Origin of the sequence: Methanosarcina sp. A14 (genome assembly GCF_001729375.1) — an archaeon.
Lineage (GTDB): Archaea > Halobacteriota > Methanosarcinia > Methanosarcinales > Methanosarcinaceae > Methanosarcina > Methanosarcina barkeri.
On the sequence record NZ_LZPK01000133.1, the window covers coordinates 1 to 23,588 of the forward strand.

Consider the following 23,588-nt stretch of genomic DNA (forward strand, 5'->3'; position numbering starts at 1 on the left):
TATAATGTTTAAATGAATGAATGAATGAATGAATGAATGAATGAATGAATGAATGAATGAATGAATGAACTAAGAAATACAATTTAATATAATAGATAGAGATATTGAAAAAAACGATGTCGGGAAAAATAGTGAAATTTATCAGACATCTGCGGAAAGTGGGGTGAAATTTCATAGCCAGAAAAAGCATCTTACGTTCAAAGCTTAGAGCTAGCAGATCAAGTGAAAAAAACAAAAAATAAGAAAACAAGATTCAGGAAAAAGAAGTGAAGAAAGAAAAATGAAGAAAGAAAAATCTGATTTCTTACTTAAAACAGCACTTTGTAATTTCTCCACTGAGATCTTCCCTGAGCATTTTGACAGCTTCGTCAAATTCATCGGTCTGACCGAGCACCCACATAAGTTTAACAAGGGCGATTTCGGGGAGAGTATCTTCTCCTTCGATTGCACCGGCTTTCAGCATATCACGGCCGGTATCATAGACCCGGTCGCAAATTCTGCCATTAATGCACTGGGATGTAACTATAACAGGCATTTTTGCATCTGTTGCTTTCCGGATCTTAGGAATCCACTTTGTAGAAACATGCCCAAGCCCGGTACCTTCAAGAACCAGTCCTCTGTACCCGCTGTCAATGTAATGGTCAAGGATTTCAGGGCCTGAACCCGGAGTGAATTTAACAAGGGCACATTTTGGTTCCATGCCTGGTTTGAATTTGAGAGGTCTTTCTCCACGTTTAATATAGTCAATGAAAGTTTTTATTTCCCTTGTATTGTAATCCACGATTCCTATAGGTCGGGAATTTATTGACTTGAAGGCATCTCTGCGGGAAGTATGCATTTTCCTGACTTTAGTTCCACGGTGGATCTCGCAGAAATCATCTGAGGTTGTTCCATGCATAACAACCGAAACTTCAGCAATATCACTAATAGCAACAAGAGCCGCACATATTGCATTCATGGCATTGTCGCTGCTCGGACGGTCTGCACTTCTCTGGGAACCCACAATAACAATGGGCACTGGCGTTTCGATCATAAAGGAAAGGGCTGCAGCCGTGTACATCATGGTATCTGTCCCATGGGTTACGATTATTCCATCGGCACCTGCCTCGATTTCCTCTACGATGGCACGGGCAAGGTTTTGCCAGGACTCCGAATCCATGTTTTCCGATAGAATGCTTGAGATTACCCTTCCTTTGAAATCGGCTATCTCTCTGAGTTCAGGGATAGCTGCAAGGATATCATCAGCAGTGAACTGGGAAGTTACTGCACCTGTCCTGTAATCGATTTTGCTTGCAATCGTTCCGCCTGTGGAAAGAATAGCTACCTTTGGAAGCTTTTTTCCAGATTTCTGGATCTCCTCTCCTGCCGTTTTAGGTCCTTTTCCGCCGTTCCGGCCTCCATTTGTGTTTTTTCCATTGTTTTCCAGAAGAGTTATCTTTACCTTATCCATGGAAAAACCGGCATTGTAACCGCTGTTCATCTTTATTGTAATATATCCTTCCATGGACGGCATTACTTTGCCTTCGTAGACAGTGCCGTTCTTTTCAATACGTACCCGGTCGCCCTGTTTAAATTCCATAAATAATCCCTTTTATGATAACTTTTTTAAATGCTGTATAGATAATAGGTACTCCGATATCATACAGACATTCTTGTATAATACCTAGCTACTTTTACAATATTATACATTTTGCGTGATACTGAGAGGTCAAAGTAGTATTAATACTGAAATTAACACTGAAATTAACACTGAAATTAATACTGAAATTAATACTAAGTTTAAGAGGTCAATGTAATATTAATACTGAGTATTAATACTTAGTTCATTGACATCAAGTATACTTAAATCTGAAGTTTGCTTCGTTATAGCTCAAGTTTTCCTGTGTACTCATTAACAGTTGCAAGCAGATTTTCAAAAGCTGAGTCTGTAATATCTTTCAGGGTTGCAATTTCCTGCCTATTAAGTTCAAGCTCGGTCTGTCTTTTCGAGAGGTAATTTAACATTTCGTCAGGAGCTGGTCCACCAGCGATTTTTCTTCTCTTTACGTTCGAAACTGGGTTAAGAGCTTCTTTTACCATTTTCTCTGTGAGCCCCCGGCTTGAAAGAGATTCACCCAGCACAATTTCGGCAGCAGAGTCGATTTTTTTGAGAGTTGGGTATTCCATTTTCCTTGCGAGCATCCCGACTATCTGGTGGGCAGTCCTGAAAGGAATTCCGGTTTCCCGGACAAAGGTATCCGCAAGTTCGGTTGCGGTTGTAAAACCTGTAACTGCCTGGGCAGCAAGCACTTCAGGGTGGATTTTCATAGTTTTTATCATTCCTTCCATGACCCTTACTGAAGCCCTTACAGTTTCTACAGACCGCCAGATATTTGGGGTTGCTTCCTGAAGGTCCCGGTTGTAGCTCAGGGGAAGCCCTTTGCAGATCGTAATCAGAGACATTAGTGCACCCACTGCTACTCCTGTTTTCCCGCGCATAAGTTCGGCAGTGTCAGGATTTTTCTTCTGCGGCATGATTGAAGAAGTAGAAGCGTACATGTCGTCCAGTTCTATGAAATTGAATTCGGAAGTGGACCACATTACAAGTTCTTCAGCCATACGGCTCAGGTTTATCATGAGGTTTGTAAATCCTGAAGCGCATTCAATAAGAAAGTCCCTGGTGCTGACCGCATCCATTGAATTTCCAAGCAAGCCGTCAAAGCCCAGAAGCTCCTGGGTCCTTTTCCTGTTCAGGTTAAAACCCGTGGAAGCAAAAGCCGCAGCCCCAAGCGGGCAGAGGTTTACCCTCGAGTAAGCATCTTGAATCCTGTCAAAATCTCTGCCAAGAGCGGCTTCGTGGGCGCAGAGGTGATGAGCAAGTGTTGTCGGTTGGGCATGTTGCATGTGAGTAAAACCAGGCATGAGCGTCTCAGTATGTTTTTCCGCAAGGGTAAGAAGCGTTTGCCTTAGTTCATGGATTTCTTCAAGCAGCCCGGTCAGTTCTTCCCTGAGCACCAGCCTGATGCAGGTTGCAACCTCATCGTTTCTGGAACGCCCAGAATGCATCCTGCCCCCAACGTCTTCCCCAACCATATCGATGAGCCTTGACTCAAGAGAGATATGGATGTCTTCATAGCTGAAATCAAGCTTTTCCATCCCTTCCTCCCGGATTTTTAAAAGCCCACTAAGGATTTTGCTGCAGTCCTCCCTATTTATGATGCCCTGCTCTTTTAGCATTACTGTGTGGGCAAGGTCTACTGCTATGTCAGCATCAAAAATCCACCTATCAGCTTCCATAGAGGAAGTATAACGTAAGATTTCCTCGTCCTGGGCAGCCTCCAGCCTGCCTCTGCGTAAAATATTGCTCATCGGTTTTCCTCTCTCTGATTTTTGTGATATAAGTAGGTGTGAGTATAATTCCTGTTGATACGAATTTAATTTCTGTTAATGTCTGTGGCAATAGTATTTGTGAAACTAATATGAGATTTAACATGAGGTTTATAAGATTTAATATAAAACTTAAATGAAATACTTGATGCAAGATTTAAAGTAAGATTTGTAGCGTGGTATTATTTCGAACGCTTAAATATGAATCGGTTTCGGGGGATTTTTCTTTTAAGGCTAACTGTATCAGGTAGGCCCTTGTTTTTTTCAGTAAAAATTTTTGAAAACTATCACGGCTTACTTACTTGTCCGGTTTCTTTCGGTATCCCAAAAAAGCTAATCGTAAGGAAAGCTGAAGTTCACTTAGTGTCCGTGGTTTCGAAGTACACCGGATCTCAGCGATTTATGACATCATACTATCAGGTAAGAAAATTCCTTAACCGATGGTTAATGTATAAGATTTAATTCATGGAATCGCAATGCCTATGTCCAATGGATCATCAGGTTGTATCTCTATATCGATAGATATTGATAGATCACTAGCATCATTAGAGATCATTTCAGTCTTTGTAATATTGTTGTCTAATGTAGCTTTAATGTATGTCCCTGATGTCAGTGTAAATGGGAATTGTTTTCTCATGGATTCTTTTTTAGGAGCTGACATATATGATTCGTTAAATATAGAGGTATTTTTTGAGTCGAGTACTTCTACAGTAACTTCATGGCTTTTATTACCCCAATTATGTATAAAAAAATAATTACCGCTTTCTTTGTTGTTATTATTTTCATTGTTGTCAAGAAGAATATTCTGCTTAACAACAGGAATTAAAACAATAATGCTTATCAACAAAAGGAATATGCATACAAATATGACTAATATTTTTCTTGACATGTTAATTCCTCAACCAAGATCTCTCTATTATAACTAGGACTTCCTCACTTGAGGAACAAAATAAATTACAGGAAAAACAGTACAATATGCCAAAATAGTTCCCTTCTTAATCTCATCTGAAGAATAGACTATATGGACAACTTTGTTGTTATATTTCTTAGCAGTCTGGTCAATATAATAACTTTTATTATCAACGTTTATTTCTCCGATAAGAACGCCATCCCCTGCTGTTAATACGACGCTACTATTTGCTTTCCCAACAACTGTTCCGGTATACGAATAGGATTTAGGAGCATCTGAGATAGATCCATCTGCTGCTGTAATTGTTGTATTATCACTTACTGCATGCATTTTCTGAAGTTTAAGATCAAAATTTTGTCCTAACAGTCTAAGTGTAACCTGACCATCAGCTGCATCATCGAGAAAAGCTGTAGGATTTGTAGTAACAGTTTCAAAATTATATAGTGTATCATTGAAGTCAAGCAATTTTTTTGTCGAAGTCAATGTTATTTATTATATCTGATTTGTCGTCCTCTGTAGTTGTCCTTACTGCCAGTACAACTACAACAGTTACTATTAAAAATGTTGCAAATATTGCACTTACTCTAACTTTTTTATTCATTGTTATTTATTTTCTCCTAAGGATTTTACCCCGGAGGCAGGATTTAAGTAAGCTTAAATATACGCAAAATTAATGTAATTTGCTCCAAAGTTATCTAACCTGCGTCTGGGCGCCTGGAGTTCAAATAGATCTTCCACATTACATTTGAACTCCATAATTTGTTTTATGTTTGCTGTTATATACTTTATCGAAAAACTCCTCAAATTAACTATTTTCATTATTTTTAGTGCTTATTAATTACCCATCTTTTTGATTTTTTAGCTATTGACCAAAATTATAATATACAATAATAAAGCCTCAAGATCGCCCAGATAATTATAAAAATAAAATTGTTATATAATATAATAATAAAAGTAAATATTTAATAAAACACCGTGGAATAAAATGATTTTTTCCTATATTTTGTGTTATTATACAAAGAGTCCCATTGCAAAAATTACCGAATTAAAGGACATGAGCACCGGGAAGCCGTACAAAGGCGGTAATAATTGCGCTACAACTCCCTCAATGCAGCAGGATGGCAACAAATGCCAGATAATCGGAGACATAGAAAAAAGGCCAATAATCCCGGAAATTGTAATTGAAATGATAAACAACCTGATTAAAACATATATTTTCTAAGTCCATTTCATTAACTTTTTTGTGTCGTTAAGGTTTTACGCTTAGGTTTTACGCTTCGTATAATTAGTGAAAAATTTTGTAATTTATCAAATTATTTTTCCATATTTGAACATCTCCCCTTCTTATTGATAATTCTCCCTTGCATATCCCAAAAAAGCTAATCATGAGAAACGCATAAATTTGCTTAATGTCCACTGTTTCAAAGTATAACCGAATCGCACCCATATATGAACTGATAGACCTGCCTCTAGAATTCTTCTTTTTCCGGGAATGGAGAAAAGAAGCCCTTTCAGGCCTGAGCGGAAAAATTCTGGAAGTAGGGGTGGGCACCGGAAGAAACCTGAAATACTATCCGGCCGGCTGTAGGGTAATAGGAATCGACAAAAGCGAAAGGATGCTCAGGAGAGCCCAGGAAAAAGCAGAAAGCAGGAAAAACATTACTCTTTATCCTATGGATGCCGAACGTCTTGAATTTCCTGATAATAGTTTCGATTACGTGGTCATAACTTTTGTTCTTTGCACAATCCCTGACCCTGTGAAAGCTCTCAAGGAAATGAGACGAGTCCTGAAACCTTCAGGAGAATTGATAGCTCTTGAGCACGTTCACAGTGACTACCCTATTGTTGACTTCATAGAACATTTGATTAATCCGATTTTGTTTTTCCTGCTTGGAGATCATGCAACCCGGCATACTGTGAAGAATATTGAAAAAGCTGGTTTCACCATTAAGGAAGCAAAAAAACTGGCTTTTAAGGACGTTTTCAGGAAAATCAGAGCAAAACCATAGAGCTTTTTTGTTTGAATTTATGTCCATTATTAAAAGCAATTAATCTGTCAAAAGGATAATAATGTAAAAGCAAAAAACTCGTTAATACGATTTTAAAGAAACTCTCTTAAACAATAATAACCAATTAATAAATGGATGCTGGGGAAAACAAAGCGTTACCTTGAGGTCACACGGGTTCTTTTAAAATACAACCTTATTCCTGAACTCTACCGGGATCTGCGCACCAATTATATTTCAAATCCTGAGTGCACCTGTACTTTTGATATAGAAAACAGGCAGACGGCTGTGAAACTCAGAGAGGCCTTTGAAGAACTCGGGCCGACTTTTATTAAAATGGGACAGACAATGAGCAAGCGGCCTGATCTTGTTCCGCAGCCTTATGTTATAGAAATGGCAAACCTTCAGGACAAGGTTAAACCGATACCCTTTGAGGAAATGGCTGAATCTCTTGACCTTGCCTGTGTTTGCGAATTCGAGCCACCTGAAGAGCGAAAACGAAAAAAAACGGAAGCAGAGCTTAAAGCTTCCCGGGAGAGAAGAGAAAAAGCTTTTATTAAAATTTTTGACAGCTTTGATACAGATCCCATTGCCAGCGGCTCGATTGCGCAGGTTTACAAAGGAGTTCTGGAAGGGAAACCGGTTGCCGTAAAGATTCTTCGCCCGAACCTGATTGACACTATAAACATCGACCTTTCTATTCTGGACGATTTTAGGCCTGTTATGAGAAAGGTTCTCGGTCTGGGGAGTAATTTTGATATTGATGCTTTCTTGCTTGAGATCCGGGAAATGCTCACCCGCGAGGTTGACCTGAGAACCGAAGCCGTCAACATGCGGCGTTTTGAGGACAACTTCAAGAACGTGAAAAATGTGTCTGTGCCCAAAATCTATCCAGACTACTGTTCAGCTAATGTCTTTACAATGGAGTTCATCCAGGGAATCCAGATTAAGGACATAATCAATATGCCTGTGCCCCAGAGCAAGAAATCGGAATATACGCGTACTATTACCAAAAGTTATCTTAAACAAGTTTATATCGACGGTTTTTACCATGCTGACCCTCATGGGGGCAATATGCTGGTTCAGGAAAACGATACCATTGCCTTTATCGACTTCGGGGCTGTAGGCAGTATTGACGACGAGCTCAAAAAGAACATGCTGGAGTTTTATTACGCCATCAATAACAGGGATGTGGAAGGAGCGACTCAGGGTTTCCTGAAAATAGGGGGTGCGGATGCACGGGATGTGGATATCCGCAGGCTCAAGAAAGATATGGATAGCCTGATCGCAAACCAGAACTACGGGTTTGAAGGCAGGCAGAGTGATAATTATGCAAAACTCGGCTTGAAATACGATATTCGGCTGCCCGGGGAATTTTCAACCCTGCAGAGGGCGATCTTGCTTATAGAAGGCGTTTGTCTGGAGCTGGACCCTAAATACAACATTAAAACCATTGCTATTCCTGTGCTGATGGACGCTTATAAAAAGCTTAATGCTCCAAAAGGAGCTGCTGTTCATATCGAATTTTCCACCGAGCCCGTGGATGAAAAGGCCGAGTTGAGGACCGCGATTCAAGAACTTGCCGATAAAATGGAAGGAATGGGAGATAAGTTTCTTTCCTTAAAGCAGAAGAAAACAGGGAAAACTACATTTTCAAAAGAGCTCTACCTGACTGTCCTGCTTATTGCTTCAACTTACATACTTCTAAACGGGGGTACTTTTTCCTGGGTCGGACTGACTGGGTTTGGGGGATCGGTTCTGATAGCACTTCTTCTTGTATTTCGAGGTAAATGAAGATAAATAAAAATCAAAAATATTTCAGTAAACTCGGGTCTTAATGGTTAATTACTTAATTACTTAATTACTTAATTTGGCAGCTAACGACTGAAAACTGCTGAAGAAGACTCTTTTTCTATTATACTTGATTTGCATTCACCAGAAGAAAGGCTGTCGTTAAGTTAAGGGAATAACACCAGCTTTAAACCAAATAGAAATATGAAAACTGCCACAAAATTCCTGAATTTTTCCTGGGGTATTTTTTCAATTCCGATTTTCCCGATCATTGCCCCAATTAAAGATACGGGTATGAAGATCAAAAAGCCTGATACAAGGACAGGGGCAAGTCTCGTACCTCCCTGGATATACGTTGCTATCCTTGTAGAGTCGATCATAAAAGCTATAGCGCCAGCAGTTGCAACGTAAACAGCTTTTTTCAGGTTGAAAGCGCTTAAGGCTACGGCATTTATCTCCCCGCCTATACCAAATATACCTGCGAAAAATCCTGTAAGGGTTCCACCGGATATTGCTACTGATAACTTCTGGCTCAGTTTGAAAGTTCGGTTGAAAATGATGAAGATAACATAGGCTATAAGGAACATCCCTAAAGCTCTTGAAAGAATTTCCCTTGAGATTTTCAAGGATAGGGATGATCCCAGGAAACTGGCAAAGATCCCTGGAAGCCCAAAGGTAAGAAGAAGCTTCCATCTTATTCCTTTCCGAAATAAGAGTATCTTCCAGATGTCATTAAACCAGTGAACTATACCCACCAGAAGTAAAGTCTGAGGCAGAGGGAGAATAATCAGCAAGATAGGTACCATGATTGTGGATATTCCAAATCCGGCCATAGTCCCTATCAGGCTTGCCAGCAGTGTAAGCAGGGCTATATAGATAATTTCTTCATAGACAAACATGCTCTCCTACCGTATTCAGCCGGATTCAACCGGATATAATCAGATCCAATTAGATGTAACTAGACTTAATTAGATGTAACTTGACTTAATTAGACTTAATTAGACTCAATTTTCTCTTGCATTCGACATCTTGAAGCCTCGCTGCCCTTGCTATGGTCTGGGTTCTTCGGGAAGTGCTGTACCCAAAAGACAGGTCACTCTCCAGATCGAGGGTTGCAAGCTATCTAAAGTATCAGATGATAATTATAAATAAATTAACATATCTTTAATTATTGGGGTATTATGGTGGTCGTTGATTTTTTGTCTGCAAGGTGAGACATTAACCGTTGTGGTTAAAAGCTGAGGTTTATAGTTTCAAAATGAAGCACAGAAACTTGGCGAGAGTTTACATAGGAATACACCAAAAATTGAACAAGCTCATTCAATTGTTCAAAGCACCCCGTTTTAATTTAATTGCCGGAGTTTGATTGTATTTTTTCGTCCAAAAATATAGTAAAATCAGAGTTACTTGCTAAAAAAATCAGAGTTACTTGCTAAAATTTGATAAAAATCTATGATAGTCTAATAAAAAGTCCGGTTAGCTGCTGATTTAACTATTAGAACTTAATCCGATACAGAATTTAATTCGAGGCGATCATGGCAGACAGCAAAAATATCATAATTGGTCTGTTAGTACTGGCATTAATAGCGCTTCTTTTTTTTCTAGCTTTCAGACCAATGACATACAGTTCAACCTATAGCCAGGGAGATTATCAGCCCGGGCATATGGGGCCAGGAATGATGAATAATCCAGGCTATAATTATAGCTATGGACCGGGAATGATGAATAATTCAGGCTATAACTATGGCTATGGACCGGGAATGATGGGCAATATGATGGCAATATATTATCCTGAGTCAAAACCTGTAACCCAGGATGAGGCTTTGAAAAGCTTGGAAAACTTCGCCAGCCAGTATGGCTCGAATATTCAGGTCGCGGACGTCATGATATTTAGCGGCAACTATTATGCTGTTTTAAAGGACACAAACAGCAGTCAGGATATAGCTGAAATGCTGGTGGACCGCTATTCAGGGTCAGCCTATCCTGAACCAGGACCAAACATGATGTGGAACACACGCTTTGGGGCTGGCAGAACAACAACCGGAGCGCCTGAGTATGATCTAAATGAGGCTAAAAAGCTGGCAGGAGATTTCTTAACAGGCTACCTGCCGGGAGCGCAGGTCCTGGAATCTAACGAAATGCCCGGTTATTACACTTTTGATTTTGGAAGACAAGATATTGAAGGGATGTTGAGCGTAAATGCCTACAGTGGTCAGATCTGGGTGCATACCTGGCACGGACCTTATCTGGGCGAGACAAACATAACAGGCTAATTTCTATTTATAGTCCAGTTGACTGATTTAAGCGTAAGCTTTTGTTTCTGATCGTAAACATATGAATGAAAAAACAAGATATTGACGGTTATACGGGGAGTGTGGTAACAATGGATGGATTTATGGATCATTATGGTTACAGCATGATGGGATACGGAGGTATATTTTTTGGGTTCCTTTTCTGGATTCTCATAATTGTGCTAGCTTATTTTCTAATTAGATGGTTTGTTGAGCAAAATAAAACTAAAGGAGGTGAAGAGAAGTCTGCACTGGATATTGCAAAGGAGAGATATGCGAAAGGTGAAATTACTGAAGAAGAATTTGAAGAAATGAAAAAACGTTTGATGTGAAAGCCTTCAACCTGCTGGGCAGGAACCTCTTCCAACTTATTTTCATTTTTATTAAAGATATCCATAGGGACTAAATATCAAACAAGGAATGTGGTGAATCGCAAGCCTTTTTAAAAAAGGCTTGAGCGAAAACGTCTATCAGTATCATAGCCATAATTCTTCTTAAGATGGCTTGATGAAACCTTTTCAGTGGAATTATCTAATGTAGCGATAAACTCAGCTTCATTAACCTGAATTTGCGTAAAGAATTTGTGGCAAATAGGACATATTATTATTCAATCCTACAATATTCCAGAAAATTATTACATTAATTTAATATGTTGGATTATCAGGTAAAGTTAGGCGGAGATTGAAATCATGACCCAAGAAACCATAAAAGTTGAAGGCATGACCTGTATGCACTGCCAGTTGAGGGTTAAAAAGGCTGTTGAAGCTGTAGAAGGGGTACAGAGGGCGGATGTAAACCTTCAGACCAAACAGGTAACTGTTGATTTTGAAGAAGGGAAGAAAAACCTCGAAAAGGTCAAGGCTGCAATTCGTGAAAACGGGTATGAGCCTATTTAATGTAGTCTCACATAATAATCTCTGGTACTGGTTTCAAAGAATATATATAAAAGGTACAAATGCAAATACTATCTAGTACTGGTTTCAAAGAATATATCATAAAAGGTACAAATTTTACATGTGGGTGAAGCGTCTGTTTGAAAAATACAATTGTGCTGCGGGGGTGAACACATCGGGGAGACAACATTCATAGTAGATGATCTGGTATGCAGGTACTGCAAGGATATGGTCACAAAACTCGTTGCTTCTATCAACGGGGTTTCCAGAGTAAATATCAATATTCCTGAAAGAACCGTAAATGTAGCTTATGATAGCCGGATAACTGATGCGTACGTTATACAGATGACTTTACTTAAAGCTGGCTATAAAATCGTAGAAGAGCCCGGAAGACTCTTTTAAGCGCAGGGCAATCTTGAAAATCTGAATATTGACAGATCCGATCTGAATATTGACAGATCCAATATCTGGATAGTGGTAAATCTGATTTGAATAGTGCCAGGTCCGATATCTGGATAGTGGCAAATCCAATGGAAGGGAGTATTAGAGTCTACAGCATGACCTGCGTTCATTGCCAGAAATGGATAGCTAGTGCTATTCAGAACAGCATAGCAGGTGCTATTTTTATTATTGTGAAATGAAAACTGCTTAAGTTCGAACTGGACTTCTAAAGGTATTTTTAAACAAATTGAGTTTTGAAGGGATTTTAAATTTAAAAAGTACAGTTCTGAAAGATATTACCCATATTATCAAATAGTTACGTTTTCTTTCATACACACCAGTCATTTTGAGGGAAAAACTGTGCTTTTGCAGGTGGAATTGATTTCCTGATGTAGATTATCCCGTTTTTCTGCCCATTGTATTAAAGGAATTATTACTTCACAAAGCTCTTTTCCATCGTCTGTCAAAAAGTATTCAACCCTCGGAGGTATCTCGGGAAATGCTTCTCGTTGGATCAGGCCTTCTTTTTGGAGTTCTTTTAACAGATCGGTGAGTGACTTTGGGCTGATACCCTTAAGAGTGTTCATGAGATCATTGAATCGTAATCTACTGTGATGCCCAAGGGCACTGATAACCTGGATAGCCCATTTTTTGGATATTATGGTGATAATCCCCTCGATGGGGCACAAACAAATCCCATTACTATTCTTTTTCATAGTCACTTTATCACTATTAACTTTATAGTTTAAATACTATAGAAAAGTATCCTAGTTATTAATATTTTATGTTACCATTTAATTTTTTTTTAATATTAAATATTCTTAAACAGAGGTAATAAGATGAAAGTTCTTATATGTGGAAAAGGTGGGAGCGGTAAGAGTACCATTACTGCTCTGCTTGCAAAATCTATGGCTAAAAAAGGTTACAATGTACTCGTTGTTGACAGTGATGAGTCAAATTTCGGGCTTCATAAACAGCTAGGCCTTGAAATGCCCGAAGATTTCATGAATTATCTTGGAGGGAAAAAAACTCTTGGGGAAAAACTAATGCAGGCGTATCAGACGGGAGACACTGCCAGTATTTTTGAGAATAAATGGCAAATTTCTGATATTCCTGAAGATTATACTGTAGAAAAAGATAACATTAAAATGATAACCATAGGCAAGATCCATGATTTTGGAGAAGGATGTGCCTGTCCGATGGGTGCTCTTGCAAAGAATTTTCTGATAAACACAGAAACTACTCCTGAAGATGTTGTATTTGTAGATACTGAAGCTGGTATTGAACATTTTGGAAGAGGAGTTGAAGAAGGCTGTGACCTTGTGTTAATGGTGCTTGATCCATCTTATGAATCCATAAGGCTTTCTGAAAAAATAAATGAACTTGCCGAGAAAGCCGGGAAACCTCTATATTTTATTCTTAACCGTGCAGACAAAATAGGGACTCAGTTAATGATGGAAACAGTGGATAAAAATCGTATTCTGACTTCAGTTCCCTCAAACTCGGAGGTATTTATAGCAGGGTTTGAAGGAGACGAGCTAAAAGTGGAACTTCCAGAAATTGAGTCAGTTGCTGATTTTATAATCTCAGGAATTCATTCTTGAGATCGAAATAAGAGAATTGTACGGGACTTACGCGGTTGAACTGGGAAATCAATAGCATCAAATCTTCAACTGTCTAAACCACTAAACAAGTCACAACGCCTAAAGTGCTTGATTTTGTAATTCAAGTGTGTAAGTCCTATTGTAAATAGAGTAGTGGTAATATGATATTGGAAAATTTCAAAAGAGAATCAATAGTACCCTTGCCAGTGGCATTCATATCAACGATCAGTGAAAATGGAATTAGAAATATAGCTCCATATTCTTGCTTTATGCCTGTTTTACGCCCATTTGATTTAGTTTGTGTAGCTTCAGCAAAAAGGAGAGATACATTAGATAATTTAAAAAGCACAGGGGAATTCGTTATTAACATGCCTGGTACTGATATGGCAGATAAAGTGATACCAACGGCTTCACACGTCCCTCCCGATGTTGATGAATTCGAATTAGCCGGTCTAAAGGAAAAACCTTCAAAAAAGATCAAGGCTCCAGGAATTGAAGGATGCTATGCATGGATGGAATGCAAACTGGACCACATAATTGATGAAGTATACAATGGCTTTCCTTACGCATTGATTATTGGAAAAGTAGTGTATCTTGAGATGAAAGATAGTGCCTACAACAAAGAAAATGGCTCCTGGGACGTAGAAAAAGCTAAACCATTAATGATGACAGGGTCAGACGATGGTATGCATTTCTGTACTGTCAACGATATCGGTAAATTTGAGCCTTATGGAGCTATGTTCAAGAACGGTAAAGATCCTCTCGAAAGGATATATAAAAAAGAAGAGGGTCAAGAATGCAAGTAATGAGTATAGAAGATTTTAATGAACTCGAAAAGCCACGAGTTCAAAAAATTCCAGGATTTTACGGTGAAAAACTTATTGAAGGAGTTTTTATAAGGGATATGAAATTGTTCAGCGATGAAAGAGGTTTATTAACCGAGGTCATACGTTTAGACGATGAAGATCTGAAAGCACAAAATATCAAGCAGATAATTGCATCATATTCATATCCTGGAATGATCAAAGGTTGGCATCTCCATTCAAAACAAGAAGACCATCTGTTTTGTGCTACTGGAATGGTAAAAGTTGCATTATACGATTATAGGGCAGATTCTCCCACTTACAAAGTTCTTAATGAAATTTTTATGGGCGAAAAATATCCCCGTACTATTTACATCCCCCCGGGAATATTCCATGGTACAAAAAACGTAGGAAATGATATATCTGTGGTTATAGGGATGCCTTCCCTATTTTACAATCCCGAAGACGTGGATGAAAGACGAGTAAATCCTATTGACAATGATATCATTCCCTATGACTGGAACTGCAGAATGGAGTGAAGTAGAAAACTCAGGAAACAGCCTGTGTTAATCTGAATTTTTGACTTTGTAAGTGTTCCTCTATACTAATTATTAATTAACTTGAACTAAACACACATGCTATTTCATCAACTTGAGCTAAACGCACACTAAATTATTCAAATAACAGGCACAAACAAATGAAAGTACTCTACTTTACCCTTTTTGACTATTGATCTCATCATTACCCCGGTAGTAAAGTTGTCCTAACTATGGCTTTTCGAACCATCGCTAAACATCAGTGAATTGCCATAAAAGGCTTAAATTTGGTAAGGAGCAGGAACTCAAAAGGAACATTGGAAGCCAGTTTTGTTCCGTAATTTCATGCCAAATAGTATGATGTATTTTTGTTTGTTTTCGACTCCAGGGGAGTTGGTTCAAGTAGGCTTTCTACAAAGACAAAAATTTTTACCTTTTAAACAACCAGAACTTATGTACTTAAGGTGTAAAATCAAGCACAGATAATGTTGTAATCTAAACTCGTGTTTTTAACTGCTGAGAGTCTAATGAGAGTCTAATATTATTGTAATCTCAATTATTGTTTTCTCAGCCAGTACTGCACAGTTTAACTGAAAAAACAATGTTCTCAGGTACATTGATTTATTAATAGCTAAAATAGCTAATAGCTAAAATAGCTAATAGCTAAAATATCCAATTATGCGCTTAAATTTAAGCACACTGACCAAAGGATCAATATTGAAACCATAATGATACGGCTTGAGTATTGTGATTTGTATAATCTTTGCATAATTATACATATGAATTTAATACTTGGAAGCTCTAAGTTTAACAGCTTGATTTTAGATAATAACATTTTAAATTTATAATTGGAGATTGAAACCATGACTCAAGAAACCATAAAAGTTGAAGGCATGTCCTGTATGCACTGTCAAATGAGAGTTAAAAAAGCAGTCGAAGCTGTAGAAGGTGTACAGAAGGCGGACGTAAACCTTCAGACCAAACAGGTAACTGTTGATTTTGAAGAAGGGAAGGAAAACCTCGAAAAGGTCAAAGATGCGGTCAGGGAAGCCGGATATGAACCTATCTAATGTGATATTCTTGCGTAAGTAATATCTCAGTAATATCTCTTACCGGTCTCAAAGGTTATTATACCAAAAAGTTATACTAAAAGGTACAAGCTTTTACATATATGTGAAGCACCTGTTTGAAAAACGTAATTGTGCTTTGGGGGTAAACGTACAGGAAAGACTGCATTTATACTAGACTAAACCTTCATGCAGTTACTACAGAGCTGATCCCAAAACTCAAAATTGCTTCTCTGAATCCTGTATTCCGAACAATCAATCAAGTTTCTGATCATGAAAACAGTCCTGAAAATTCTTGATGATTAAGAACGAAATGGCTTTTGGGATAGGCTCCAAGGATAAGATCGCAAGGCAGGATACCTCTAGGGATTTTCAGAGTAAATATGCCAATATTTCTGAAAGAACTATAAGTGTAGCCTATGACAGCCGGATAACTGATGCGTATTTCATACAAATTACTTTGCTTAAAACTAAATATAAAACTGTAGAAAAGCTCGGAAGAATCTTTTAAACGCCGGGCAGTCCTGAAAAATCTGGATAGGCGGCAGATCCTATGGAAGTTACTATAAATGTTTACGACATGACATGTGGTCACTGCCAAAAAAGAGTAGCAGATGCAATTTCTTCTCTTGAAGGGGTAGAATCCGTTGACGTAAACCTTGAATCCGAAAGTGCAACGGTTAGCTTTGATCCTGAAAAAATAAGCCTGGATGACATAAAGGCAGCTATTCGGAAGGCAGGATATCCAACAGAACATGAAAGTGAAGCTCAGGAAGAGGCTGGGACAGAGGTTCCCTACACAACAGAGACCAAAGGAGAGACTTCAAAAACTGCGGAACCGGCTTTAGAGGAATCAGAGGAACCTAAAGAGGCTCCTCAAACCTGTCCCCTGACCGAAACCTGTGAACTGGTAGAAGAGGAACCTCAAACCTCAGGCCTGAAAACCGGTCGAAAAGAAATTACACTAGGGGTTTCCGGTATGACCTGTTCAGCCTGTGCCTCAAATATTGAGAGAGTACTGAAGAAAAAAGCAGGCGTAGACTCAGTAGTTGTCAACCTTGAACTTGGAAAGGCAAATGTTAGTTTTGATCCCTCACTAATCTCTCCAAAAGAAATTGGGGAAACCATCGAATCTATTGGATATAAGGTAGAAAAAGACACAGTGACTCTGAATCTTGAGGGCATGAGCTGTGCCTCCTGTGCTGCAAATATCGAGAAAGTCCTTAATAGAACTGAAGGCGTGATTTCAGCATCTGTGAATTTCCCGCTTGAAAAGGCAATTGTAGAGTTTGATTCCTCCCGTGTCTCTGTCAGAGAAATAATTGCCGCAGTTCAGGGAATTGGCTATGGAGCATTTGTTAAAACCGAGGCTGTTGAGTATGAAGACAGAGAGCAGATATCCAGAGACGCTGAAATCAGGAAGCAGAGAAATAACCTGATAATTGCTCTTGTTCTGGGAATTCCAATAGGGCTGGGAAACATGAGCATGATGTTTCCTTTCCTGTCCTTTGTACCTGATTTCCTTTCCAACCCTATCGTTCTTTTTATACTATCTACTCTTGTCCTCCTTTTCCCTGGCAGACAATTTTTTGTCGGGACTTTCAAAGGATTTAAGTACGGCGTAACTGACATGAACCTGCTGATTGCAGCGGGGACAGGATCAGCTTATCTTATCAGTGTAGCAGCAACATTTCTTGATCTTGGCCCCGGGTATAATAGTCTATATTATGATACCGTAGCTTTTCTAATCATTTTCATTGTCCTTGGCAGGTATCTTGAAGCAAGGGCAAGGGGTCAGACCTCTGAAGCAATTAGAAAACTGATGGGCCTCAGGGCAAAAACTTCCAGAATCCTTGTAAACGGTATTGAAAAGGAAGTCCCTATCGAAGATGTAGCAGTTGGAGACATTGTTGTCGTACGGCCCGGAGAAAAAATCCCTGTTGATGGAATTATAGTTGAGGGAAGTTCTGCAGTAGATGAGTCCATGCTAACAGGAGAAAGCATCCCAGTGGAGAAAGTCACTGGTGATACTGTTATAGGAGCTACTCTTAACAAGACAGGATCTTTCAATTTTCGAGCTACAAAAGTAGGGGCTGATACTGCCCTTGCCCAGATAATCAGGCTTGTTGAGACTGCGCAAACTACAAAAGCTCCTATCCAGAGAGTTGCAGATGTTGTTGCCGGAAACTTCATAGTAACCGTGCACATTATTGCACTTCTAGCTTTTTTCTTCTGGTTCTTCATAGGGTACTGGCGCTATGGAGTAGGGGAATCCGCAACTCTGGGTGGAATCAGCCCATTTCTATTTTCCCTGCTTATAGCCATTACTGTCCTTGTAATCTCGTGCCCATGTGCAGTCGGGCTTGCAACGCCTGCCGCTATTATGGTCGGTACCGGCAGAGGTGCGGAAAACGGGGTTCTTATAAAAGGTGGAGAGGCTCTCGAAAGAGCGCATAAACTTGATGCTATCGTTTTTGACAAAACAGGCACACTTACGGCAGGTACTCCGAGGCTGACAGATTTGGTTTCCGTTCCCGGTCACGAGAAAAAGGACGTACTTTTTATTGCAGCAACGGCTGAGAGAGGTTCCGAGCATCCCCTTGGGGAAGCTATAGTAAAAGGGGCTGAAGAACAGGGGATCAGTCCAGGAAAAGCAGAAAGCTTTCATTCAATTCCCGGAAAAGGAGTGGAAACCTACTTTGAAGAAAAAAGAATTTTGCTCGGCACTCGCAAACTTATGGAAGAAGAAGGATTTTCCTTTAAAGAATTAGAAGCTGAAATGCGAGCTTTTGAAGAGAGCGGAAAAACTGCAATGCTCGTAGCTTTCGGGGACGAAATTATTGGCCTTGTTGCAGTTGCTGATACCCTGAAGGAAAACTCCAGGGAGGCTATTGAAACTCTTAACAAAATGGGTCTAGAAGTAGTTATGATCACAGGCGACAATGTTGTTACAGCCAATGCAATAGCAAAAGAGGTAGGTATTTCAAGAGTGCTGGCAGAGGTACTTCCCGAAGACAAAGCAAATGAAATTAAGAAGCTTCAGGAAGAGGGCAAGCTTGTCGGAATGGTGGGTGACGGCATTAATGATGCTCCTGCGTTGATTCAGTCCGATGTTGGAATTGCAATGGGAGCAGGTACGGATGTAGCAATGGAATCCGCAAAAATTGTGCTTATCAAAAATGATCCAAGAGATGTGGTCGTAGCTATTAAGCTGAGCCGGCTTACCATAAACAAGATCAAGCAGAACCTGCTATGGGCTTTCGGGTATAATTCGATCGGTATTCCCATCGCAGCTGGAATTCTTTATCCCTTCTTTGGTAGGGTCCTAATTACACCCGCACTTGCTGCTGCTTTCATGGCTCTAAGTTCGGTTTCAGTGACCACCAATTCCCTGTTAATGAAAAGAAGCAAGCTTAAATAAACGGGGCAAATAGCGTAAAATTAACAGTAGAGAATTTAATAGAGGAGATTTATATGGTAACATTCGGTTCTGCAGATAACAGGCCAAAAGTAGTACTTCTGCTAAGTCTTGCCACTTCGATAGTGCTTGATATTATTTTCCTTTCCGGGGCTCTTTTGACCAATATCTCAAGAGGAGAAATTGCCTACACCCATGTAGACATGGCTGCAGGCTCAATTTTTGTTTTTGTGATCTCCATGATAATTTCACTGTCTCTCTGGCCCAGAATTGCAGACTGGTTTGAAAGCAAGGAGAAAAACAATAAAATTCCAGAGTGATTTCTTCTGGTAGTGAGGGCTTGGGGAATGTTCGTGAAACTGGCTTGTAAAGAGAGTCATTCTCACAAATTTTTTACTAATGAAAGAGGGATTTTTAGTAAAAAAATTAGCCCAGATTTAGCTTATAGGAAATAGTCTGGACCTAAAGGATAGAAATTTGCCTGTTTGTAGATAAGGGAAGGTGTCAGAATAATTATTCATTTAAATGCAGTAAATTTGTTCATTGGAGCACCACAAATAGGACATCTGTCGGGTGCTTCTCCTTCAAAGGTATATCCGCATACTTCGCAAACCTGGACAGGACCGAGATCAATATCTTTTCCTGAGTTAACCGAGTCTAATGCCCTTTCAAAAAGTTGTTTATGCATTTTTTCACTGGCATATGACCATTCAAAGCTTCTTTGTGCTCTTTTTTCTCCCTGGGATTTTGCAACTTCAATGTATGCAGGATACATTTCTTCAATCTCGTATGTTTCGCCATCAATGGCCAGCTTAAGATTCTTTAAGGAATCGCCAGGACCAAAAGTTGCCATGCTATTTGCAACAAATCCTCCATTGAGATGTCTTAACTCACGGTAATGGTCTCCTGCATGTACATATTCTGCATGAGCAATTGCGCGAAATAAGCGGGCTACATTATAGTATTTTTCTTTTTCAGCCTGGTTTCCGAAATGTAAATATCTCATATGTGCCTGGCTTTCTCCTCCGAATGCGTTGATAAGATTCTGTTCTGTCATTTTTTCCATTTAAAAACCTCTTTTTTTATGAAACTGAACATTATATTTCTGGGCTTACGCAGTTGAAAAAAATCAATTATAAAAATATATAGTAAGTGCGAGTTTAAATTGGAGCTCATCCCAAAACCAATTTTATTCCCAAATCTATACTATTTTCACGTTAGAAATTAGAGTGATTATTCCAAAGTCAAGGTTTTGGGATAGGCTCTTGCCTTACTCGATTTTTACATCCACCGCGTTCTCAAATGGCTGCTGATAAGGTACTGTAACTTTAAGTACACCATTTGAATACTTGGCTACTGCTTTTTCCGGGACTATCGGGCAACAGACTGCGTAACTGTCCGCATACTCAACCCCTTCCTTATTGGCTCTTACGTAAAAGCCGTCCTCGGTAATCTTAAAAGAAATGTCTTTTTTATCCACTCCAGGAAGAACTACTTCAATTTCAAGGTTTTCGTATTTGTCGTCAGGATATGCGCATATACTTGGTGAGACTTTTAAAGTTTCTGCCATAGAATTACCCCCAAACGACATTATCAATTAATATATTTATATATTTTCATTTGGCTAAGTAATTTGTTAACGTTAAACACACAGAAGCAACGGCGTTTGATCGTGCCTGTTTTCGGTGTTTTGACTGGATACAAGTGTAAATAAATTAAGAAAAAACCTCGATACATAGTTTCCTGATACATAGTTTCCTTAATGATAACCCGGTCATTTTAAAAATATTAATCTGAAGAGAACTCGAGCCCAGATCACATAAAGTCAGAAGCCTGATAACTATACTCAGAAAACATTTATATAAAACACAGACAAATAATGTAAGAACAGAAAACTTTCATATGAAGTAGATCGAAACCTAAAACTATTACATAGTGCAGATCAGAATAGAAAATTGTCATAGAAAGTAGATCGCACAAGACATCTCAAACAAAGCCATACATTACCTACTTCCTAGGGGGAATTTTTAATACATCCCTGGAGATCATATCAGTTAACTATTTTCATGTAGAATTATTTCATGTGAGCTTTTTCCAGATCGATAATTTAAAAGCGAGTGTTTATACATGAGGGAATCCATCAGAAAACTTGGGCTTATAGGAGCCGGCCTCTGGGCAATAACCGAAGATAAGATAGATGATCTTGTAAAGGAACTTGTTGATAAAGGGGACATCAGTAAGGAAGAAGGCAAAAAAGCTGTCCAAGATATGCTTGAAGAACGAAAAAAACAGAAGCTTGATCTTGAGAAGAAAATCTCTGAGAAGATTCAGGAATCTATATCAAAAACCGACATTTTTACTAAAAAAGATATGCATGAACTTGAGTCCAGAATAGAAACACTGGAAGAAGAAATTCAAATACTCAAAAACAAAGAAAAGATATTTTTCAAGTGAAAACGGTTTTTAGCATATTTTCACTTCTTTTTTTCTATTTCACAACTCTTCAATTTCTATATCTTCTTCAGGGCTTGCCTCCTTAAGCAAGTCTTCGAGATCTTCCATATTGGAATCAACCTCTTGGATATCTGCTTGCGTAAGTTCCATTTCCATTTCTGTAGTTGGTACCGCATTCCCTGCCCCGACTGCGTTTGAGTTTACTCCTGTCTTCTCTATTTCAGACGTACTGTTCCCAACACAACCGGATGCTGCAAGCCAGATAATTAAAGCTGACAGTACAAGCAGGTGAACGAATTTAACCATTTTCTACCTCCTTAATTATGTGATTTTTCTTTCAATAAATTTTCCAGTCTCATCCCCTGACTAGATTTTTCCCTTTTATTAGAAATCGTAATTCTTTTGGGGGAATACTACTTAATCTCTTAACTATTTATTGTGTTACATATGGTACTAAAAGTAATATGTTTATAACTGAAAAGATCATATCTATAACTAAAGTTAGTACCTTTATAACTAAAGGTATTATATTTGGTTATTAATCATTCCAAATTTAAAATTAAACATATTCTATTCGGTATTAATTATGTTACAGTTAAAATTAACGGTGTTACATTTACAATACTAATGGCATTATATTTAAATATTAACTATATCTGCTATATTTTTCAGTACTGATTAGAGTTTTTCAGGTTGCTTTACCTAAATTTTGTTAGGTTTCTAGCCTCAGTTCCATTATCCTTTTTTCCCTAGTTTTGTTAGGTTTCTAGCCTCAGTTCCGTTATCCCTTAATCCCTAAGTTTTGTTAGGTTTCTAGCCTCAGTTCCATTATCCTCTTCGGTTTCATAATCTTTGAGCTTGCCAAAAATTTCTCTGAGTAACTTGTTAGCTTTACTGATATCATTGAGAGACTGACGGAGGTAATTATTCGCAGTTCGCATATCTACTAGGGTTACATTCTCACCACTGTATAAGGAATCTGCCATTACTTTCTTTTCCTGCGCGGATTTAATGTAAGAAATGTAACTGGCAAGTTTAATTTCAAGTTCAGATGTATCAACACCATTTTCTCTTAGACCCTCAACTCTTACTCCAAGCCTTTCAGAGAGATTTTCGGATTTTTCAAGAAATTCTCCGATTTTCTCGCTTACAGTCTGCCCTGCGCTTGAAAGGCTGACTTTCTCGGCATCATTCCATACTTCGCGTACGGACCTGACAACGACCAGAAGCTCTTTCTGGCTTGATGCGTTTGCAACGTTTGCCTTTTCAACTTCAAGCAATTTTATATTTTCATCTATAGCAAGAACTTTTTCATCAGTTCTGTTCCCGTTTGAGTATTCCATATTGCTCTCTACAATTGAAAGGTGAGATATCATATAGTTAATACTTGCATTAAGATAGAACTTTGTGGCATTTAGAGCTTCTTCGGAGTTCGGGTCAAGTTCTTTTGACCGAATACGATCCTTTATTTTGAGAAAATCTTCTTTTGCTTCATTGTACTCTTGCTTATGAAGCTGAAGTTCTTCCTCTAATTGTTTTCTTTCCTGCTTGTAATCTGAAACATTATTTTGGTTTTTTATGCTGAGATTCTTCTGTTCTTGTTTCACATCGGATTCAGAACTGTTTTTCTCATTCACATTGTCAGTTTCATTGTATGAAACGAGGGTATCTCCAATATACTGGTTCTGATTGCCGTCTCCATGATCAGAAGAGTTTCTGGCAGCGAGGGAGCCTCCTGGCAGTAAACTGAGCAAGGTTAATATAATCGTAAAACAAGCCAGATCTTGAACAATTCTTGACTTTTTCATCTGACTGCCTCCCTTTATAACTTAGTATAACGTTAGAATGATCAAGTAAATATAATAGGAGTTACGCAGTTGGCTCCTAGCATATTGTTTTTTCCAAACTTTCAAATATTTGAATTAATTTAACGTGTATTGGGGATTCCTTAAGTATTCTGTCACTGCCACTCTTCTAATTTTCATAGCACTTTCAAACCAGGATATTC

General features: G+C 38.7%; 27 protein-coding genes. 16 read left to right on the plus strand and 11 right to left on the minus strand.

What is annotated here, in order from left to right; all coding sequences use genetic code 11:
- Positions 1-304: 304 nt before the first annotated feature.
- From gatD to A9239_RS19400, 5 genes are all read right to left on the minus strand, one after another.
- Positions 305-1,579 carry a Glu-tRNA(Gln) amidotransferase subunit GatD gene (gene gatD / locus A9239_RS07325; protein ID WP_048119078.1) on the minus strand — a complete coding sequence of 425 codons (1,275 nt, stop codon included), beginning with the start codon at positions 1,577-1,579 and terminating at the stop codon, positions 305-307.
- A 284-nt stretch (positions 1,580-1,863) separates the two neighbouring features.
- Positions 1,864-3,348, minus strand: a complete 1,485-nt coding sequence (argH, locus tag A9239_RS07330) for an argininosuccinate lyase (RefSeq protein WP_048119080.1) — start codon at positions 3,346-3,348, stop codon at positions 1,864-1,866.
- A 481-nt stretch (positions 3,349-3,829) separates the two neighbouring features.
- A complete protein-coding gene (locus A9239_RS07335) occupies positions 3,830-4,255 on the minus strand; it encodes a hypothetical protein (protein WP_048119082.1) in 426 nt (141 codons plus the stop codon).
- Between the two features lie 33 nt (positions 4,256-4,288).
- Positions 4,289-4,759 (minus strand): reprolysin family propeptide-containing metallopeptidase, encoded by a 471-nt coding sequence (locus tag A9239_RS07340; RefSeq protein ID WP_048154969.1) that lies wholly within the window; start codon positions 4,757-4,759, stop codon positions 4,289-4,291.
- Positions 4,734-4,877 (minus strand): hypothetical protein, encoded by a 144-nt coding sequence (locus A9239_RS19400; protein ID WP_155400458.1) that lies wholly within the window; start codon positions 4,875-4,877, stop codon positions 4,734-4,736. The genes A9239_RS07340 and A9239_RS19400 overlap by 26 nt, the downstream gene beginning before the upstream one ends.
- A 384-nt stretch (positions 4,878-5,261) precedes the next feature.
- Here A9239_RS19400 and A9239_RS07345 point away from each other — a divergent pair, with 384 nt between their 5' ends.
- The 3 genes from A9239_RS07345 (at position 5,262) to A9239_RS07355 (ending at position 8,076) form a co-directional block, all read left to right on the plus strand.
- Positions 5,262-5,498, plus strand: coding sequence for a hypothetical protein (locus tag A9239_RS07345; RefSeq protein ID WP_048154966.1), 237 nt, complete (start codon positions 5,262-5,264; stop codon positions 5,496-5,498).
- A gap of 187 nt (positions 5,499-5,685) precedes the next feature.
- Complete coding sequence (locus A9239_RS07350; protein WP_048154963.1) at positions 5,686-6,285, plus strand: class I SAM-dependent methyltransferase; 600 nt, start codon at positions 5,686-5,688, stop codon at positions 6,283-6,285.
- A 135-nt stretch (positions 6,286-6,420) separates the two neighbouring features.
- Positions 6,421-8,076 carry an AarF/ABC1/UbiB kinase family protein gene (locus tag A9239_RS07355; RefSeq protein ID WP_048154958.1) on the plus strand — a complete coding sequence of 552 codons (1,656 nt, stop codon included), beginning with the start codon at positions 6,421-6,423 and terminating at the stop codon, positions 8,074-8,076.
- A gap of 164 nt (positions 8,077-8,240) precedes the next feature.
- Here the strand turns inward: A9239_RS07355 and A9239_RS07360 are convergent, their stop codons facing one another.
- Positions 8,241-8,972 (minus strand): sulfite exporter TauE/SafE family protein, encoded by a 732-nt coding sequence (locus A9239_RS07360; protein ID WP_048154955.1) that lies wholly within the window; start codon positions 8,970-8,972, stop codon positions 8,241-8,243.
- Between the two features lie 636 nt (positions 8,973-9,608).
- Here A9239_RS07360 and A9239_RS07365 point away from each other — a divergent pair.
- The 5 genes from A9239_RS07365 (at position 9,609) to A9239_RS19405 (ending at position 11,898) form a co-directional block, all read left to right on the plus strand.
- On the plus strand, positions 9,609-10,346 hold the full coding sequence (locus A9239_RS07365; protein ID WP_141706402.1) for a tol-pal system YbgF family protein: 738 nt from the start codon (positions 9,609-9,611) through the stop codon (positions 10,344-10,346).
- A 110-nt stretch (positions 10,347-10,456) separates the two neighbouring features.
- Complete coding sequence (locus tag A9239_RS07370; protein WP_048154952.1) at positions 10,457-10,696, plus strand: SHOCT domain-containing protein; 240 nt, start codon at positions 10,457-10,459, stop codon at positions 10,694-10,696.
- 357 nt (positions 10,697-11,053) lie between these two features.
- A complete protein-coding gene (locus A9239_RS07375) occupies positions 11,054-11,260 on the plus strand; it encodes a heavy-metal-associated domain-containing protein (RefSeq protein ID WP_048119098.1) in 207 nt (68 codons plus the stop codon).
- 150 nt (positions 11,261-11,410) lie between these two features.
- Positions 11,411-11,659 (plus strand): heavy-metal-associated domain-containing protein, encoded by a 249-nt coding sequence (locus A9239_RS07380; RefSeq protein WP_080941510.1) that lies wholly within the window; start codon positions 11,411-11,413, stop codon positions 11,657-11,659.
- 86 nt (positions 11,660-11,745) lie between these two features.
- A complete protein-coding gene (locus A9239_RS19405; RefSeq protein WP_155396479.1) occupies positions 11,746-11,898 on the plus strand; it encodes a hypothetical protein in 153 nt (50 codons plus the stop codon).
- A 141-nt stretch (positions 11,899-12,039) separates the two neighbouring features.
- On the opposite strand, the gene A9239_RS07385 is transcribed toward A9239_RS19405, so the two are convergent.
- Complete coding sequence (locus A9239_RS07385) at positions 12,040-12,387, minus strand: helix-turn-helix domain-containing protein (protein ID WP_230629237.1); 348 nt, start codon at positions 12,385-12,387, stop codon at positions 12,040-12,042.
- A 150-nt stretch (positions 12,388-12,537) separates the two neighbouring features.
- Here A9239_RS07385 and A9239_RS07390 point away from each other — a divergent pair, with 150 nt between their 5' ends.
- The 7 genes from A9239_RS07390 (at position 12,538) to A9239_RS07420 (ending at position 19,446) form a co-directional block, all read left to right on the plus strand.
- On the plus strand, positions 12,538-13,302 hold the full coding sequence (locus A9239_RS07390; RefSeq protein WP_048119103.1) for a P-loop NTPase: 765 nt from the start codon (positions 12,538-12,540) through the stop codon (positions 13,300-13,302).
- 161 nt (positions 13,303-13,463) lie between these two features.
- Positions 13,464-14,108: a flavin reductase family protein gene (locus tag A9239_RS07395; RefSeq protein WP_048119107.1), complete on the plus strand. Its 645-nt coding sequence runs from the start codon at positions 13,464-13,466 to the stop codon at positions 14,106-14,108.
- Positions 14,099-14,644, plus strand: coding sequence for a dTDP-4-dehydrorhamnose 3,5-epimerase family protein (locus A9239_RS07400; RefSeq protein ID WP_048119109.1), 546 nt, complete (start codon positions 14,099-14,101; stop codon positions 14,642-14,644). Before A9239_RS07395 ends, A9239_RS07400 begins: the two co-directional genes overlap by 10 nt.
- A gap of 860 nt (positions 14,645-15,504) precedes the next feature.
- Positions 15,505-15,711, plus strand: a complete 207-nt coding sequence (locus A9239_RS07405) for a heavy-metal-associated domain-containing protein (protein ID WP_048119113.1) — start codon at positions 15,505-15,507, stop codon at positions 15,709-15,711.
- 295 nt (positions 15,712-16,006) lie between these two features.
- The gene (locus tag A9239_RS07410; RefSeq protein ID WP_048119116.1) at positions 16,007-16,219 is read left to right on the plus strand and encodes a hypothetical protein; all 213 of its coding nucleotides are present in this window, start codon (positions 16,007-16,009) and stop codon (positions 16,217-16,219) included.
- Positions 16,220-16,261: 42 nt separating this feature from the next.
- The gene (locus A9239_RS07415; protein ID WP_048154949.1) at positions 16,262-19,129 is read left to right on the plus strand and encodes a heavy metal translocating P-type ATPase; all 2,868 of its coding nucleotides are present in this window, start codon (positions 16,262-16,264) and stop codon (positions 19,127-19,129) included.
- Positions 19,130-19,182: 53 nt separating this feature from the next.
- Positions 19,183-19,446 carry a hypothetical protein gene (locus tag A9239_RS07420; RefSeq protein WP_048119120.1) on the plus strand — a complete coding sequence of 88 codons (264 nt, stop codon included), beginning with the start codon at positions 19,183-19,185 and terminating at the stop codon, positions 19,444-19,446.
- 197 nt (positions 19,447-19,643) lie between these two features.
- On the opposite strand, the gene A9239_RS07425 is transcribed toward A9239_RS07420, so the two are convergent.
- Together A9239_RS07425 and A9239_RS07430 are read right to left on the minus strand one after the other, a co-directional pair.
- Entirely contained in the window at positions 19,644-20,192 is a 549-nt protein-coding gene (locus A9239_RS07425; protein ID WP_048119122.1) for a rubrerythrin family protein, read from the minus strand.
- Between the two features lie 204 nt (positions 20,193-20,396).
- On the minus strand, positions 20,397-20,696 hold the full coding sequence (locus tag A9239_RS07430) for an Hsp20/alpha crystallin family protein (RefSeq protein WP_048119124.1): 300 nt from the start codon (positions 20,694-20,696) through the stop codon (positions 20,397-20,399).
- A gap of 557 nt (positions 20,697-21,253) precedes the next feature.
- Between A9239_RS07430 and A9239_RS07435 the strand changes: the two genes are divergently transcribed.
- Positions 21,254-21,580, plus strand: coding sequence for a phasin family protein (locus A9239_RS07435; protein WP_048119126.1), 327 nt, complete (start codon positions 21,254-21,256; stop codon positions 21,578-21,580).
- Positions 21,581-21,619: 39 nt separating this feature from the next.
- Here the strand turns inward: A9239_RS07435 and A9239_RS07440 are convergent, their stop codons facing one another.
- On the minus strand, positions 21,620-21,886 hold the full coding sequence (locus tag A9239_RS07440) for a hypothetical protein (RefSeq protein WP_048119129.1): 267 nt from the start codon (positions 21,884-21,886) through the stop codon (positions 21,620-21,622).
- Positions 21,887-22,368: 482 nt separating this feature from the next.
- Complete coding sequence (locus tag A9239_RS07445) at positions 22,369-23,388, minus strand: hypothetical protein (RefSeq protein ID WP_048119132.1); 1,020 nt, start codon at positions 23,386-23,388, stop codon at positions 22,369-22,371.
- Positions 23,389-23,588 lie beyond the last annotated feature (200 nt).